Origin of the sequence: Ancylobacter terrae (genome assembly GCF_045108345.1) — a bacterium.
In the GTDB taxonomy this organism is placed as follows: domain Bacteria; phylum Pseudomonadota; class Alphaproteobacteria; order Rhizobiales; family Xanthobacteraceae; genus Ancylobacter.
Window position 1 is genome coordinate 21,408 of sequence record NZ_JBJGXH010000007.1, and the last position, 16,430, is coordinate 37,837.

The 16,430-nt window shown below is 69.1% G+C and carries 14 protein-coding genes; 13 read left to right on the forward strand and 1 reads right to left on the reverse strand.

The features are described from left to right. Positions 1 to 375 precede the first annotated feature (375 nt). The 5 genes from ACEUEL_RS22070 (at position 376) to ACEUEL_RS22090 (ending at position 7,502) form a co-directional block, all read left to right on the forward strand. Complete coding sequence (locus ACEUEL_RS22070; RefSeq protein WP_405710450.1) at positions 376 to 2,661, forward strand: FdhF/YdeP family oxidoreductase; 2,286 nt, start codon at positions 376 to 378, stop codon at positions 2,659 to 2,661. A 58-nt stretch (positions 2,662 to 2,719) separates the two neighbouring features. Further along, positions 2,720 to 2,890: a hypothetical protein gene (locus ACEUEL_RS22075; protein ID WP_405710452.1), complete on the forward strand. Its 171-nt coding sequence runs from the start codon at positions 2,720 to 2,722 to the stop codon at positions 2,888 to 2,890. Between the two features lie 324 nt (positions 2,891 to 3,214). Further along, positions 3,215 to 6,064, forward strand: a complete 2,850-nt coding sequence (locus ACEUEL_RS22080; RefSeq protein WP_405710455.1) for an ATP-binding protein — start codon at positions 3,215 to 3,217, stop codon at positions 6,062 to 6,064. Continuing rightward, on the forward strand, positions 6,039 to 7,040 hold the full coding sequence (locus tag ACEUEL_RS22085) for a VOC family protein (RefSeq protein ID WP_405710458.1): 1,002 nt from the start codon (positions 6,039 to 6,041) through the stop codon (positions 7,038 to 7,040). The genes ACEUEL_RS22080 and ACEUEL_RS22085 overlap by 26 nt, the downstream gene beginning before the upstream one ends. A 48-nt stretch (positions 7,041 to 7,088) precedes the next feature. Then, a complete protein-coding gene (locus ACEUEL_RS22090) occupies positions 7,089 to 7,502 on the forward strand; it encodes a putative quinol monooxygenase (RefSeq protein ID WP_405710482.1) in 414 nt (137 codons plus the stop codon). A 129-nt stretch (positions 7,503 to 7,631) separates the two neighbouring features. On the opposite strand, the gene ACEUEL_RS22095 is transcribed toward ACEUEL_RS22090, so the two are convergent. Further along, positions 7,632 to 8,657 (reverse strand): helix-turn-helix transcriptional regulator, encoded by a 1,026-nt coding sequence (locus ACEUEL_RS22095; protein WP_405710460.1) that lies wholly within the window; start codon positions 8,655 to 8,657, stop codon positions 7,632 to 7,634. A gap of 176 nt (positions 8,658 to 8,833) precedes the next feature. Here ACEUEL_RS22095 and ACEUEL_RS22100 point away from each other — a divergent pair, with 176 nt between their 5' ends. The 8 genes from ACEUEL_RS22100 to ACEUEL_RS22135 form a co-directional block, all read left to right on the forward strand. After that, positions 8,834 to 9,961 carry an ABC transporter substrate-binding protein gene (locus ACEUEL_RS22100; protein ID WP_405710463.1) on the forward strand — a complete coding sequence of 376 codons (1,128 nt, stop codon included), beginning with the start codon at positions 8,834 to 8,836 and terminating at the stop codon, positions 9,959 to 9,961. A gap of 12 nt (positions 9,962 to 9,973) precedes the next feature. Next, entirely contained in the window at positions 9,974 to 10,705 is a 732-nt protein-coding gene (locus ACEUEL_RS22105) for an aspartate/glutamate racemase family protein (RefSeq protein WP_405710466.1), read from the forward strand. Then, a complete protein-coding gene (locus ACEUEL_RS22110) occupies positions 10,705 to 11,592 on the forward strand; it encodes an ABC transporter permease (protein WP_405710485.1) in 888 nt (295 codons plus the stop codon). Before ACEUEL_RS22105 ends, ACEUEL_RS22110 begins: the two co-directional genes overlap by 1 nt. Further along, positions 11,589 to 12,386, forward strand: a complete 798-nt coding sequence (locus ACEUEL_RS22115) for an ABC transporter permease (protein WP_405710469.1) — start codon at positions 11,589 to 11,591, stop codon at positions 12,384 to 12,386. The genes ACEUEL_RS22110 and ACEUEL_RS22115 overlap by 4 nt, the downstream gene beginning before the upstream one ends. A gap of 4 nt (positions 12,387 to 12,390) precedes the next feature. After that, positions 12,391 to 13,473: an ABC transporter ATP-binding protein gene (locus tag ACEUEL_RS22120; protein WP_405710472.1), complete on the forward strand. Its 1,083-nt coding sequence runs from the start codon at positions 12,391 to 12,393 to the stop codon at positions 13,471 to 13,473. Then, positions 13,437 to 14,579 carry a DUF917 domain-containing protein gene (locus ACEUEL_RS22125; protein WP_405710474.1) on the forward strand — a complete coding sequence of 381 codons (1,143 nt, stop codon included), beginning with the start codon at positions 13,437 to 13,439 and terminating at the stop codon, positions 14,577 to 14,579. The genes ACEUEL_RS22120 and ACEUEL_RS22125 overlap by 37 nt, the downstream gene beginning before the upstream one ends. Then, a complete protein-coding gene (locus tag ACEUEL_RS22130) occupies positions 14,576 to 16,111 on the forward strand; it encodes a hydantoinase/oxoprolinase N-terminal domain-containing protein (protein WP_405710477.1) in 1,536 nt (511 codons plus the stop codon). Before ACEUEL_RS22125 ends, ACEUEL_RS22130 begins: the two co-directional genes overlap by 4 nt. A 44-nt stretch (positions 16,112 to 16,155) precedes the next feature. Beyond that, the coding region (locus tag ACEUEL_RS22135) for a beta-eliminating lyase-related protein (RefSeq protein ID WP_405710480.1) at positions 16,156 to 16,430 on the forward strand (275 nt) is incomplete at its 3' end.

Here is a 16,430-nt window from a genome sequence, read left to right on the forward strand (position 1 = left end):
GCGACATCCCCACACGCGCGCCGGACCACCTGGCGGGCGAACACCCGCTTCTCCACGTAATCTGCATGGCCAAAGGGAAGGTGTCCATTTCCCATTTGGGAAGGTGCCGGGCGGTCGCCACGATGTCAATCTACCACTCCGGCATGAACTGGCTCATTTTATGGTAAATCTCCATTCCACGGAGCGACAATTGCCACGCCGCGCGGATAACACGGAAGCGCGCCCACATTTATTCGTCGTCGACTTTCGAGATCGTTTGAATATCATGGTAAGTCGGTTCTGGGTTTTCACACGGCGGATCGGCGCTGAGATACCTCCCCCCTCGCGGCCTCCGGGCCGCAAGGGGGCCGGGAAAAATCGTGCAGGAGAGATGCGATGACGAACATTCCACCGAAAGGCGTGAAGGCCTTCTCGGGTCCGGCCGGGGGCTGGGAAGCGCTGGCTGCGGTGGCGCAGGCTGTCCGGCACGAGATGGAATCCGACGTGTCCAACACGCGCGCCCTGCTCCACATGAACCAGCCCGACGGGTTCGATTGCCCCGGCTGCGCCTGGCCGGACCCCAAGCACACCTCCTCCTTCGAGTTCTGCGAGAACGGCGCCAAGGCGGTGACCTGGGAGGCGACGTGGAAGCGGGTGACGCCGGACTTCTTCGCCCGGCATTCGGTATCCGAGCTGTGGAACTGGAGCGACCACGCGCTGGAGGATGCCGGTCGGCTCACCACGCCGCTGCGCTATGATGCGGCGAGTGACCATTTCGTGCCGGTGCCGTGGGATGAGGCCTTCACCGGCATCGCGGCCCGGCTCGAGGCGCTCGATTCGCCCCACAAGGCCGAATTCTACACCTCGGGCCGCGCCTCGAACGAGGCGGCCTTCATGTACCAGCTTCTGGCGCGCGCGTTCGGCACCAACAACTTTCCGGATTGCTCGAACATGTGCCACGAGCCGACCAGCGTCGGCCTGCCGCAGTCCATCGGCATCGGCAAGGGGACCGTGTCGCTGGAGGATTTCGACCACGCCGACGCGATTTTCTGCATCGGGCACAATCCGGGCACCAATCACCCGCGCATGCTCACCAGCCTGCGCGCGGCCTCGAAGCGCGGCGTGCCGATCATCGTCGCCAACCCGTTGAAGGAGCGGGGGCTGGAGCGCTTCGCCGCCCCGCAGGACCCGGTGGAGATGGCGACGTTCTCGTCCACCCGCCTCGCCTCCGCCTATCATCAGGTCAAGGTCGGCGGCGACGTCGCCATGCTCAAGGGCATGATGAAGGCGCTGCTGGAGGCCGATGCCGTCAACCTCGCCACCGGTGGCGACGGGTTGCTGGATCGCGCCTTCATCGCCGAGCACACGTCCGGCTTCGACGGGATGAAGGCGGACCTTGAAGCGACGACATGGGAGGAGATCGAGCACCGCTCCGGCCTCACGCGCGCCGCGATCGAAAGCATGGCGCAGGTCTACTGGAGCGCCGAGCGCGTCATCGCCTGCTATGGGATGGGCATCACCCAGCACCGCCACGGCACGGAGAATGTGCGCCAGATCGCCAATCTCCTGCTGCTGCGGGGCAATATGGGCAAGCCGGGCGCGGGCATCTGCCCGCTACGCGGCCACTCCAATGTGCAGGGCGACCGCACGGTCGGCATCACCGAGATCCCGACCGAAGCGTTTCTGGCGCGGCTCGACGCGGCGTTCGGCATTATCTCGCCGCGCGAGCACGGCCACAACGCCGTGGACGCGCTGGCGGCGATCGCCAGCGGCGCATCGCGGGCCTTCATCGGGCTCGGCGGCAATTTCGCCGTGGCGATGCCGGACCCGGACGTCGCCTTCGCCGGCTTCCGCACGCTCGATCTCAATGTGCAGATCATCACCAAGCTGAACCGCACCGCCTTGCTCACCGCCCGGCACAGCTATGTGCTGCCCTGCCTCGGGCGTACCGAACGCGACCTGCGGGGCGGGCAGAACCAGGCGGTGACGGTCGAGGATTCGATGTCGATGGTCCACGCCTCGCGCGGCACGCTCAATCCCGCCTCGGAAGCGCTGCTGTCGGAGGTGGCGATCATCGCCGGCATCGCCCGCGCCCTGCTGCCGGACAGCCCGGTGGACTGGGAAGGCCTCAGCCTCGACTACGACCGCATCCGCGACAAGATCGAGGCGGTGATCCCGGGTTTCGAGAACTACAATGAGCGCATCCGCAAGCCGGGCGGCTTCCGCCTTCCGCTGCCGCCCACCGAGCGGGTGTGGCACACGCCGGACGGCAAGGCCAACTTCCTGCTCGAGGCTGGCTCCGATGAGGATGACGACCGCGACGAGGGCACGCTGGTGTGCACCACGCTGCGCAGTCACGACCAGTACAACACCACCATCTACGGCCTGAACGACCGCTATCGCGGCATCACCGGCCGGCGCGACGTGGTGTTCGTGAACGCCGACGACCTCGCGGCGCTGGGGCTCGCCCATGGCGACAAGGTCGACCTGGTGGCCGGCAAGGGCCGGGTTCTGGCGGGGCAGACCGCCGTTGCCTATTCGATCGCGCGCGGCTCGATCGGCGCCTATTACCCGGAGGCCAACCTCCTGGTGGCGGCCGGTGATTACGACCGCGAGTGCGGCGTGCCGGCCTACAAATCCATTCCGGTGATCTTGCGCAAACATAGCGGCATGACCGCGTGACGCCGGCGGCAGACAGACATCGCTCGGTTGCTGCGAGGTCGCGGGGAATCGCCATGTCATGCGGATGCGCTTCGCGGCATCGCCGATCCGCGAGGGTATGTTGAAGCCGGGCGCCAAGATCCCGGGATGCGCGATCGCCGACGGTCGCGGAAACGCGCTGCTGGACCTGCCACAGGCCCGGCAGTTGATGGATCGTCATCTCGCCGTATCGAGAGCCGCGTTCGGTTGACCGAAGGCCAGGGCGATCGCCGCGCCTTCCCGGCCGTGCCGGCGAACGCCTCCTGGCCGGCAGGGTTCGCCGTGACGTCCGATGGCCGGCGCCATGACCCCTGGTGGTCGCCGCCGGACTCATGGCGATCCGCCGCCGGAGCAGCGCGCTGTGCCGGTGCGGATGACGGCATAACATCGGGGCGAAGCGGGTAAGCTGATGAGCCGATCGGTTCCGCGCCGGCCCGATCGCAGGCAGGTCGCCGGCCGGACGGCCGGGTTTATGTTTGAGCAGTCGTCCAGAATGGAAAAGGGTGATGCGAGGGTGACCGGAGGACCCGCCACGATGGCGCGGTCCTATGCCTTCGGTCCCTTTGTCCTTGTTCCGGAACAGCAATTGCTCATGGACGGGCAACGGCCGGTCCGCATCGGAAGCCGTTCGCTGGAGCTTCTGGCGGCGCTGGTCGAGCGCCCGGGCGAACTGGTGAGCAAGGCTGAACTGGTGTCGCGCGCATGGCCGGACACCTTCGTCGAGGACAGCAATCTCAAGGTCAACATCGCCGCCTTGCGGCGCACGCTTGGGGACGTGCCGGGCGGTGCGCGCTACATCGCTACCGTCAATGGTCGCGGCTATCGCTTCGTGTCGCCGGTCCGCGCCTTCGGGCGGGGGAGCGCCCCCGAACGCGCGGATGAGCCGCCCGCCCGTTCGCACAACCTGCCGGTTCCGCCGACCCGCCTGATCGGCCGCGCCGCGGCGGTCGAGGCGGTGCTGCATCAGTTCGATCTGTCACGGCTGGTGAGCCTCGTCGGCCCGGGCGGTATCGGCAAGACGCGGGTCGCGCTCGCCGCGGCCGACCGACTGCTGGCACGCTGCGAGCACGGCGTCTGGTTCATCGACCTCGCGAGGGTCGACAGCCCCGCCTTCGTGCCGGGAGCAATCGCGGCGGCGATCGACCTGAATGTGCACTCGGCGGACATTCCGCTGGCGCTCCAGGCCTTCCTGCGTGACCGGGAACTCATGCTCGTGCTCGACAATTGCGAGCATCTGGCCGACGCCGTGGCGTCGTGCGTCGAGCTGCTTCTGGCCGGCGCGGCGCGCCTGCGTGTCCTTGCGACGAGCCGCGAGCCGCTTCGACTGGCCGGCGAACGGGTGTACCGCCTTCCTCCGCTGGAGGCGCCGCCACTGTCGCGCGATCTCGCGGCGGCCGATGCCCTGGCTTTCCCCGCCGTCGAGCTGTTCGTCGAGCGTGCGGCAGGAAATCTGGGGGATTTTGCGCTGGGCGACGCCGACGCAGCGGCCGTGGCCGCGATCTGCCGGCGCCTCGACGGACTCCCGCTTGCCATCGAACTCGCTGCGACCCGCGTCGACGCGTTCGGCGCCGGCGAACTCCTCGATCGGCTGGACGACCGGTTCCAGCTGCTGAAGGGACGGCCGGGCCATGGGCGGCACGAGACCCTCGCCGCGACGCTGGACTGGAGCTACCACCTCCTCTCCGCCGGAGAGCGCTCCGTTCTGCGCCGCCTCTCGGTCTTTGCGGGCGCCTTCGACCTGAGATCGGCCTGCGCCCTCGCCGGGGACGGCCGCCGCGAGTCGGGCGACCTCGTCGCGGACGTGGCCAATCTCGTCGCCAAATCGCTCCTCGCGACCGAACGAGGCGAGGGCGGGACGCTCCTGCGGCTGCTCGATACGACCCGCCGATATGCGCTGCACAAGCTTGACGAGAGCGGCGAGCGGGAGGAACTGCGCCGCCGCCATGCCGAGCACCTCCTTCAAATCGCCGAGCACGCCGAGGCGGAATGGGATAGGCTGCCGACGGCGAAATGGCTCGCCCGTTACGGGCCCCGGGTCGACGACATCCGCAGTGCGCTGGGCTGGGCCTTCGCGGGTGGCCGCGGCAGGCCGATCGCCGTCTCGCTGACCGTCGCCGCCATCCCGTTCTGGGAGCACCTCTCCCTCGTCGAGGAATGTCGCGCCGCGGTCAAGCGGGCGCTCGACCGCGGCTTCGACGACTGTCGCAGCGAGCGGGACGACATGAAGCTGTGCATGGCGCTCGGCACCACCCTGCTCCACACGCGCGGCCCCCTGCCCGAGGTGAAGTCCGCCTGGGCCCGGGCGCTGCATCTCGCCGAGCGGCTGGACGATGCTGAATATGTGCTGCGGTGCCTGTGGGGGCTGTGCGACTTCCACACCTGGACCGGCGACCACCGCGCGGCGCTGGCCATCGCGCAGCGGATCCGTCAGGTCGCCATGGACCGGGGGGACCTTGCCGCCTCCATCAATGTCGACCGGCAGGCGGGGACCGCCTTGCGCTATCTCGGCGAGCCTGCCGAGGCGCGGCGCCATCTCGAACGGATGATCGGGCGCTACATCCCGCCCGTCGTCCGCTCCGACATCGCCCGGTTTCAGCTCGATCCGCGTCTGGCGGCCTGGGGCACGCTGGCCAACGTTCTGTGGCTGCAGGGCTACCCGGACCAGGCCGTCGCGATGGCCCGACGCCAGCTCGACGGGGCCGAGCGCGCCGACCATGCGCTCGCGCTCTGCAATGCCATGGTCCACGCCGCCTGCCCGGTTGCTCTGCTGGTCGGCGACATGGCGACCGCCGAGCATCTTCTCGCCCGCATCGATACCCATGTGGCCGAGCACGCCATGACGGTGTGGAGTGCCATGGGCCGATGCCTGCGCGGCGAGTGGCTGCTGGCTCGTGGCGAGGCGGCGGGGCTGACCGTGCTGCAGCAGGCGCTCGGCGAGCTTGCCGATGTCGGCTTCCGCATGCGCTACCCCGTGCATCTCGGCGCCTATGCTGCGGGTCTCGGCGCTCATGGCGAGGTCGATGCGGCGCGCCGCGCGATCGACCAAGCCCTCGCGTTGTCGGCCTCCAGCGGCGAGGTCTGGGGCCTGCCGGAACTGCTGCGCATCCGGGGCGATCTTCTGCGGCTTGAAGGCTCGGCCCCGGCAGCGCAGGCCGCCGGGGACTGCTATCGGCAGGCGCTCGACGCGGCGCGCCGCCAGGGTGCCCTGTCATGGGAGCTGCGCGCCGCGACGAGCCTTGCCGAATACTGCCATGGGACGGGGGAGGGCGGGCCCGCGCGAGACCTTCTCGCCGCGACCTATGACCGCTTCGCGGAAGGCTTCGGCACGCGCGATCTGCGCCGCGCCCGATCCCTGCTCGATGCGCTGGGCCTCCATCGGCCGTAGGCATCCGCAGGCCGATTCACCGGATTTTACCAAACGCAACCCGCGTCGCGACGCCGGGCTCCGTAAGAATTGGCGGCATCCAAATGTCGCCATGCCGTCGCCGGCCGGAGGAACGATGTCCGAGGAATCCCAGACGATGACCCCGATGAATGATCCCGATCGCCGGGCCGTGCTGCTGGCGGCCGGCGGTGCCGCGATCGGTGGAGTGGCCGCGAGCCTCGCAGCCACCGTACCGGCACAGGCGCAGGACGCCGATGCCGGCGCGCGCGATGGCCGGCCGCTCGGCGACCGGCTTCAGGGCGTGCAGCATTTTGGCCTCACCGTCCAGAACATGGATCGCGCCTTCGAGTTCTACACCGAGGTGCTGGGTGGCACCGAGGTGATGCGCGACGGCGATTTCCACGGTGAGCGCATCCACAACACGCTGCTGACCGATCAGGAAATCCTCGCCCGCGAACGCCGCGTCAACCCGCGCACCATCGGCGTGCCCGACCTCGCGGGCGGGACGCAGCGCCTCGACGTACGGTTCGTGCAGTTCGACAATGTAGTGATCGAGCTGCTGCAGTATCGCGACGCCGCGCAGCCCATGGGCGACGGCGACAGCTTCGCCGAACCCCTCGACCCTATGAGCCCCGCGTTCCCGCGGATGATGCACATCTGCTTCCACATTCGCGACGACGTCGACTTCAACACGTTCATCCACGATCTGGAGACGGAGTCGGCACGCCGGGGCATGACGCAGGTGCGCGCCAACCGCGTGGTCACGGTGCGCACCGAGCCGGAACGCCTCTCCGCGCCGCGGCAGTCCAATTCAAACCCGATCACCGAGGGACAATCGAACGGCTGGACCCTCATCTACTGCAAGGGTTGCGAAGGTGAGCAACTCGAGTTCGTCCAGGCGCTCGGGCCCGTGAAGAAGACATTCGACGACGCGCTCGCCGCGCGCCGGCGGCTCGTCGGTGCCAAGGGCGGCTGACAGGCTTCGCACTGCCGCGAACGGAGGAGACGACGCATGACCAGGAATATGTGGCGAGGGGGGACGCTGGTCCTGTTGGCGGCCCTTGCGTGGCGCACGGACGCGACGTCGGCGCTGGCGCAGGAGGGGCCGGGACGAGGCTATTCGGGGATTCCCGCGGGGGCCTATTCCATCATCGCCGAAGTTCGGGCGAGACCCGGCAAGGAGGACGAACTACGGGCCGCGACGCTGCCTCTCGTCGCGCTCGTCCGCAGCGATCCCAAGAACCTCGTCTACTTCCTCCAGGAAAGCCGCGAGACGCCCGGACACTTCATCTTATATGAAATCTTCGCCGATCGGGCCGACTTCGACGCCCATAACGCGATGCCCTATGTGCAGGAATGGTTCGCCAGGCTGCCGGCGCTTGCCGAGGGCGGGGTGAAGGTCATGCGCATGGAGATCCTGACCGGCGCCCGTCAATAACGCTCGACGCGCCGCCCCAGTGGGCGACGGGATGAGGCGATCAGCGGACGGGTCCGGGGATGCAAGGACGCCGGTTCCGCCTGCCGGCCCGGCCGGTGTCGCGCCTCGCCAGCGGGCGGGGCGTCCCGGTCACAGGCTCATCAGGAAGGCGGGCAGCAGTTCGCGCTCGCTGGTGATGTCGAGCTTGTCGTAGATGCGCAGCTTGTGGTTTTTCACCCCGCCGACGGAAATGGCGAGCTGGCGGGCGATCGAGGCGTTGTGGTGGCCCTCGAAGGAGAGCCGCACGATCTGCTTCTGCCGCTCGGTCAGCCCGTAGAGCCGGGCGAGCCGGTCGAGGCGGCTGCCGAAATCCTGCGCTTCCCTGCGCAGCACGAAGACCTGCGCATCGTGCAGCAGGGCGTCGGTCGCCTCGCACGCCGGCCGGAACAGGCACCAGCCGCCATTGGCGGGGATGACGCGGCGATCGGCCGAGGCGAGGTGGGCGGGCAGGGCGGCGCGATCGAAGGCCTGCCGCGCCGCCTCCGGCCAGCCCTCGGACTGGAACAGGCAGGCGCCGTCCGCGGTGAGGATGAGGATTTCTGCCATCGAGCCGCCGGAGAGGCCCGACGTATAGGCCACCTGCCGCTCCACCGTGCGGGTGACATGCTGGCGGTGCATTTCGAGCAGCAGGTCGAGCATCTCGGAGGCGAGCCGCAGTTCGCCCTCGTCGAAAGCTTCGCGATGCCGGTCGAGGCAGAGCGCGAGGAAGCTGCGCTCGTTCAGCGGCAGCAGCAGCGCCAGTTCGTCGACGATGCCGAGATCGACGGCGAGATAGCGGGCATAGCTGCGGTCGAGCGGACCGTCGGCGCAGAGCGTGCGCAGGCTGATGGCCCGGTGGCCCTCGCCCGCCAGCGGCGTGCGCGCCAGCGGATCCAGCGGCCAGAGCTTGTCGCTATAGGCGGAGCGGGCGCGCGGCGTCATGCCAGAATCGGAGATGATGCGGGGCTTCGCCGCCGTCTCGTAGCGCGCCATGATCCAGAAATCGCAGGGGATCAGCGGGGCGACGGCGTCGATCACGGTCTCGTAGAAGTCGTCGCGGCCGACCCGCGACAGCACGCGCGCCAGATCCTTGCCGAAGCCGGCCGGAAGATCGTGAACCCGTTCGTGACGACCCATGGGGCCTGCTTCCTGTGGTTTCGCCTGATCCCCAAAAGCAAGAAACATGCCCGTGTCGCGCCGGCGCGCCGCGCACCGGTGACTGCGGTCACCATTCAAGACCCGCCGCCTGGAGCCTTATACATCGGCCATAAATCGCGGGGTAGTTATCCGCCGCACCAAGAGGGAATGGTCGCATGTCCGGGTCTCGCGTGTTCACCCCGTTTTCACCCAGCCGCCGCGATGTGCTGCGCTTGGGCGCACAGGCGGCGATGTTCGCGACCGTCGCGTCGCAGGTCGATTTCAGCAGGCCCGCCTATGCCGGGGACGCCAAGCTGACCGGCCCGCTGAACGTGCTGGCCTGGGCCGGCTACAACGATCCCGACCTGATGCGCGGCTTCACCGAGCTGACCGGCGTCGAGCTCAACATCAAGGAAGCCGAGAGCAACGGCGCCCAGCTCAGCCTGGTGCAGGCCGGCACCACCAAGTTCGACGTCATCAACCCGGACGCGGTGTGGACCTCCAAGTTCGCCGCTGCCGGCCTGACGCTGCCGATCGACACCGCCAAGCTGCCCTCGCTCGAGGAGACGCTGCCCGCTTTCCGCAACCGGCCCGAGACCATCTATGACGGCAAGGTCTATTCGATCCCGACCCGCTTCGGCGTGAACGGGTTCGTCTACTGGCCCGACAAGATCTCCGCCGCCGCGGCGGCCGACGCCAATCTCGCCTGGGACCCTTCGCTCAAGGGACGGGTCGAGATCATCGACTGGCCGGAGCTCTATCTGTGGATGACCGGCAAGTGGCTCGGCCAGGCCAAGCCCGAGGAAGCCACCGGCGCGGCGCTGCAGCAGATCCTCGACCGGATGATCGCCTTCCGCCCCAACATGCGGGCGCTGCAGGCCGACATGGGCACGGTGAAGTCCGACCTCGTGAACCGCGAGGCCTGGATGGTGTGGGGCTCCTCCAGCGATAACGTGCGCACCACCGCCCGCCTCGCCGGTGCCAATGTCGACCTCTCCATTCCAAAGCAGGGCGGCGCCATGTGGATGGAGACGCTGCAGATCGTGCGCGGCACCGAGCACCTCGCCTCGGCCATGGCCTATCTCGACTACATGACCAGCGCCAAGGCGATGAAGCAGATGGCGTGGGGCGCCGACAAGTTCGCCGTCACCAACGCCCGGGTGAAGGACCTGCTCACCGCCGAACAGGTGAAGGCGCTCGGCCTCGACAAGATGGAGGAATGGGTCGCCAACTGCCAGATGAGCCTCGCCCCCGTCGACGAGAACGCCTGGGCCGATGCCTGGCAGACCTTCAAGATGGGCTGAGGCGCGCGTCCCATGCATATCCGCGTGATCGTCCCGGTACTGGAGTCGAAGGAACTGGTGGGAAAGGCCGAGGCCGAGTACCGCTCCTTCGCCGGGGAGGGCGTCGAGATTTCCGCCGTGCCGCTGAAGCGCGGCACCAACTCGATCGAGGCGGAGTTCGATTCCGCGCTCGCCGCGCCGGAAGTGATGCGGCTCGCCCGCGAGGCCGAGGCGGACGGGGTCGATGCCTGCACCATCGCCTGCTTCACCGATCCCGGCCTGTCGGGTGCGCGCGAACTGGTCTCGATCCCGATCGTCGGCGAGGGTGAGGCGGCGCTGCACATGGCGGCGATGCTCGCCGGCCGTTTCACCGTCTTCATCACCGAGAAGCCGCTGTTTCCGCTGATCCGGCGCGTGGTGGCGCGCTACGGGCTGGAGCGCAGCCTCGCCTCGGTGCGGGCGGCGGGGGCGAGCGTGCTGGCGCTGGACGAGACCTGCCTCGACCATATCATCGCCGAGAGCATCGACGCGGTGGAGCGCGATGGCGCGGAGGCGTTCGTGATGGGCTGCACCGGCACCGGCTTCGACATGGCGCAGGCGGTGGAAGAGGCGCTGCACCGCCATTTCGGAGTCTCGATTCCGGTGATCGACCCCGGCAAGGTGGCGCTGCATTTCGCCCGCGCCATGGTCGCGACGGGGCTGAAGCCCTCGAAGCTCGCCTATCCGACGCCGGCCTTCGCCCGCGGCGAATACGCGTTCGCGTGATGGCGGGGTCCGGCACCGCACGAGGGCGGCGCACGCTGGCGGCGCTGCTGCCCACCGCCGGGCTGCTGCCGCTGGTGCTGTGGCAGGTGGTGTTCTTCGTGCTGCCGGTGGCGCTGATCCTCGGGTTGAGCTTCTGGCGCACGAAGAACTACCGGCTGGTTCCCGATTTCACCCTCGACAATTACGCTGCCATCTTTGCGCGGCCGGCGATCTGGCGCGCCCTGCTGCTCTCGGTGCAGACGGCGGCCTTCGTCACCATCGCCTGCGCGATCCTCGCCTATCCCGTGGCCTATTTCATCGCCAAGAAGGCCGGGCGCTGGCGCGGGCTGCTGCTGGTGGCGGTGATCGCGCCGTTCTGGGTCAGCATCGTGATGCGGGTGGCCGCGTGGCGGCTGCTGCTCGGCGAGCGGGGCGTGATCAACCAGACGGTGATGGCGCTCGGCCTCACCGACCAGCCGCTGAGCTTCCTGCTCTATTCGCCGATCTCCACGGCGATCGGGCTGATCTACGCTTACCTGCCGCTCTATGTGCTGCCGCTCTACGCCGCCATCAGCAACATCCACGACAGCTGGATCGACGCGGCGATGGACCTCAACGCCAGCCCTATCAGGACCTTCTGGGAGGTGATCCTGCCATTGTCGGCGCCGGGCCTCGTGGTTGGTGCGGTGTTCTGCTTCGTCTTCGGGCTCGGCGAGTTCGTCACCCCGGCGCTGCTGGGGGGCGGCAAGCAGCTGATGTTCTCGCAGGTGATCCAGGACGAATTCCAGCGCCGGCTCGATTGGCCGAGCGGCGCGGCGATGGCCGTCGTGCTGCTGGTGCTGGTCTTCATATCACTGGCGCTGTCGATGAAATGGATCCGGCGCGCCAGCGGGGAGGCGGGATCATGAACCGCCTCTCCCTCGGCTGGGCGCTGCCGGCCTATTCGGTGCTGCTCTACGCCTTCCTCTATCTGCCGATCGTGGTGATCGTGCTGTTCGCCTTCGATGCGAAGTCGATCCCGGGCCTGCCGCTCGAAGGCTTCACGACGGGCTGGTTCGCGGCGAGCCTCGGCGATGCGCGCCTCGTCGGCTCGCTGCTCACCAGCATCCGCCTCGCCCTGCTGGCGGCGGTGCTCTCCACCGCCCTCGCCATGCCGGCCGCGATGGTGCTGGCGTGGCGGCCGGTGCGGATGAAGTCGGCTCTGCTGTGCCTCGTGCTGGGGCCGGTGGTGCTGCCGCAGCTGGTCCTCGGCCTCGGCCTGATCGTGCTGTTCCGCGCCGCGCCCGATCTCATCGGCCAGCCGGCGATCGTCCTCGCCCATACGACGATGACGTCGAGCTACGCGACGCTGATGCTCTATTCGCGCTTCCTCGGCTTCCGCCGCAGCTACATCGAGGCGGCGATGAATCTCGGGGCGAACGAGTTCGTCACCTTTCGCGAGGTGATCCTGCCGCTGGTCGCCCCCGCGCTCATCGCCGTGCTGCTGCTCGCCTTCACCGATGCCTTCGGCGAGTTCGTCGTGGCGTGGTTCCTGGCCGGCTTCACCGAAACGCTGCCCATCGCCATCTGGACCTCGCTGCGGCAGGTCATTTCCCCCAAGATCTACGCGCTCTCCGCCGTGGTGATCCTGGTGACGCTCGCCGTCAGCGTCTCCGCCCAGATCTGGATCCTCGGCCAGAGCCGGCGCGAAAGCGAGCCGTGAACCGATGACCGAGCTTTCCCCCAACGCCGTCGAACTGCGGGCCGTCGGCAAGGTCTACGGCACCTCGGCCGCCGTGCGCGACGTGACCATGACGATCCCGCGCGGCGCGTTCGTCACCATCCTCGGCCCGTCCGGCTGCGGCAAGTCCACGCTGCTGCGCATGATCTCCGGCTTCGTCACGCCGAGCTCCGGCGATGTGCTGATCGACGGCGTGTCGGTGGTCGGTGCGGCGCCCTATGAGCGCGACACCGCCATGGTGTTCCAGGACTATGCGCTGTTTCCGCACCGCACGGTGGCGCAGAACCTCGCCTTCGGCCTGCGCATGCGCAGGGTGGCGAAGGCCGAGATCGCCCGGCGCGTCGAGGCGATGCTGGAGCTGGTCAACCTGAAGGGCTTCGGCGAGCGGCGGGTGAGCCAGATCTCCGGCGGCCAGGCCCAGCGCGTCGCGCTCGGCCGCGCGCTGATCGTGCGCCCGGCGGTGCTGCTGCTCGACGAGCCGCTCGGCGCGCTCGACCTCAAGCTGCGCAAGCAGATGCAGGCGGAGCTGAAGACCATCCACCGCGAGCTCGGCCTGACCTTCGTCGCCGTCACCCACGACCAGGAGGAGGCGTTGACCCTCTCCGATGCCATCGCGGTGATGAACGGCGGCGCGCTGGAGCAGTTCGACACGCCGGAGAACCTCTACCGCCGCCCGGCGACGCGTTTCGTCGCGGATTTCGTCGGCAACGCCAACCTGATCGAGGGATGGCTGCGTCCCGATGGCGTGGTGGAGGCGGACGGGCTGCCGGCTCGGGTCGCGCTCTCGCCGACCCAGCGTGGCGGACGGGCGGTGGGCGCGCGCGTCGCGCTGGTCGTGCGTCCCGAGACGATCGCGGTGGGTGCGGCTGCGCCCGACGGGCACGACTGCCGCCTCACAGCCTATGTCGACGAGGTCATGTTCTCCGGCGCGGCGCAGCAGATCGTCGGGCATCTACCGGACGGGCGCCGCATCACCGCGCATCAGAGCGCCGCGCTGCCCGCGCCCGAGCGTGGCGCCGACGCCGTCTTCTCATGGCCGAGCCAGTCCGTCTGGCTGGTCGACGCCTGATCCCCTTCAAGGGCCACAGTTTCATGCGCGAACTCGACTATGACGAACTGGAGGCGCTCGCCATCGGCGCGGGCGTGCTCGGCACCGGCGGGGGCAACCACCCCCATCTCGAACTCATCTGCGCGCAGGCGGAGTACCGGCGCGGCCGGCGCATCCGCCTCATCGATCCGGACGAACTGGCCGATGAGGCCCGCGTCGCGGTGGTGTGCATCATGGGCGCGCCGCTGGTGACCAAGGAGCGGCTGCCGGAGCCGCAATCGATCTGCCGCGCCGTGCGGCGGATGGAAGCCCACACCGGCGCGCCGTTCGACGCCATCATGTCGATCGAGATCGGCGGCGAGAACGCCTTCTTCGCCATGCTGGTGGGCATGGAACTCGGCCTGCCGGTGGTCGACGCCGACACGATGGGCCGTGCCTTCCCTGAGGCGCAGATGGCGAGCTTCGCCATCCGTGGGCTGGAGGTGGCGCCCTTCGCCATTGCCGACATCCGCGACAACGAGATCCTGATCCCCCGTGCCGAAAACGCCACCCGAGTCGAGCGGATCGGCCGGCGCATCGTCGTCGAGCTCGGCTCCATCGCCGGCACCTGCACGGCGCCGCGCTCGGGCGCCGAGGTGAAGGCGCACGCGATCCTGCGCTCGGTCTCGCGCGCCATTTCCATCGGCCGCACGATCCAGGGCGCGAAGGCCTCGGGCGCCGATCCGGTGGCGGCGCTGGTCGGGGGCGCCGATGCCCGGCTCGCCTTCACCGGCAAGGTGGAGGACGTCTCCCGCCGCACCGAGGGCGGCTTCGTACGCGGCGCGGTCCGGCTCGCGGGCAGCGGCGCCGATGAGGGGCGCGAACTGGTCATCGATTTCCAGAACGAGTTCTCCGTCGCCCGGCGCGATGGCGCGCTGGTGGCCTCGGTGCCCGACCTCATCACCGTGCTCGACGAGGAAAGCGCCGAGGCGATCGGCGCCGAGGTGATCCGCTACGGCCAGCGCGTGGCGGTGGTCGTGCTGGCCGCCGATCCGATCATGCGAAGCCCCGACGGGTTGAAGGTCGTGGGTCCCCGCGCCTTCGGCTACGACTTCGATTACCGCCCGTTCGAGGAGCTGACCCCATGAAGCGCATCGGCATCGATGTGGGCGGCACCAATACGGATGCGGTGCTGCTGGACGGCAGCACCATCCTGCGCTCGATCAAGACCCCGACCACGGCGGATGTCACCACCGGCGTCCGCAAGGCGCTGGCCCACGTGCTGGCGAGTGACGACGGATCGCGGCCGGACGTGCGCGCCGTGATGATCGGCACCACCCATTTCACCAATGCGGTGATCGAGCGGCGGAGCCTGTCCCGGGTCGCGGTGATCCGTATCGGCCTGCCGGCCGCCTCGTCGATCGAGCCGATGGCCAACTGGCCGAAGGATCTGCGTCGCGCGGTGGCCGGGCCGGTCTTTCTGATCGAAGGCGGCCACGAGTTCGACGGGCGGCCCATCGTCGCCTTCGACCGCGCCCATATGCGCCGCGTCGCCGCGGCGATCCGCGACAGCGGCGTCACCGCCGCGGCGATCACCGCCGTGTTCTCGCCCCTCATCGCCGACTGCGAGACGGAGGCCGCGGCGATCCTCGCCGAGGTCGCCCCGGACGTCACCGTCACGCTCTCCAGCGATCTCGGCCGCATCGGCCTGATCGAGCGCGAGAATGCCACCATCCTCAACAGCGCTCTGCACGGGCTCGCCCGACAGACCGTCGCCGCCTTCCGCCAGGCCATCGCCGAATCCGGGCTTACCGGTCCGCTCTACCTCACGCAGAACGACGGCACGGTGATGCGGGCGGAGGAGGCCGAGCGCTTCCCGGTGCTGTGCTTCGCCTCGGGCCCGACCAACAGCATGCGCGGCGCGCATCTGCTCTCCGGGCTCGCCGATGCCGTCGTGCTCGACGTCGGCGGCACCACGACGGACGCGGGCATGCTGCGCGCCGGCTTCCCGCGCCAGGCCAACACCCAGGTCGACATCGGCGGTGTCCGCACCTACTTCCGCATGCCCGACGTGGTCGCGGTCGCGCTCGGCGGCGGCACGGTAGTGCGCGACGACCCCTTCGCCATCGGGCCGGACAGCGTCGGCTTCCGGCTGCTGGAGAAGGCGCGCGTCGCCGGCGGCGACACGCTCACCCTGACCGATGTCGGCGTGAGGCTCGGCCTGATCGAGCTCGGCGACGCCGCCCGTCTCGCACAGGTGCCCGACACGCTGACCGATGCGGCGCGCGAGTGGATCACGCGCCGCCTCGCCCAGCTCGTCGACCGGATGAAGACCAGCGCCGGCGACCTGCCGGTCATCGCCGTGGGCGGTGGCGCCTTCCTCGTGCCGGACAGCCTTCCGGGGGTGTCGAGCGTGATCAAGGTCGAGCATGCCGGTGTCGCCAATGCCGTCGGCGCGGCGATGTCGCAGGTCAGCGGCGAGAGCGAACGGATCTTCTACGGCGTGCCGCGCGACCAGGCGATCGCGCAGACGCTCGCGGCGGCGCGGGCGCAGGCCGTCGCGGCCGGGGCGGCGGAGGAGACGCTCGACGTGCTCGACATGGAGGACACGCCGATGTCCTACATCCCCGGCGATCCGTTGCGCGTGCGGGTGCGCGTGATCGGCGATCTGGCCGGCTGAGCGCCCGGCGCAGCCCACGGCCGCAGTGAAAGAAGGGAGAGGGCATGGCGCCGTCACCGCAGCAATTCGCCAGCGACAATTATGCCGGCATCTGTCCGGAAGCCTGGGCGGCGATGGCGCGGGCCAATAGCGGCTCGGCGGTGGCCTATGGCGACGACGCCTGGACCGAGCGCGCCTCGAACGCCTTCCGCGCGCTTTTCGCGGTCGATTGCGACGTGTTCTTCGTCTTCAACGGCACGGCCGCCAATTCGCTGGCGCTGGCCTCGCTGTGCCAGTCCTACCACAGCGTGATCTGCGCCGCCTCCGCCCATGTCGAGAC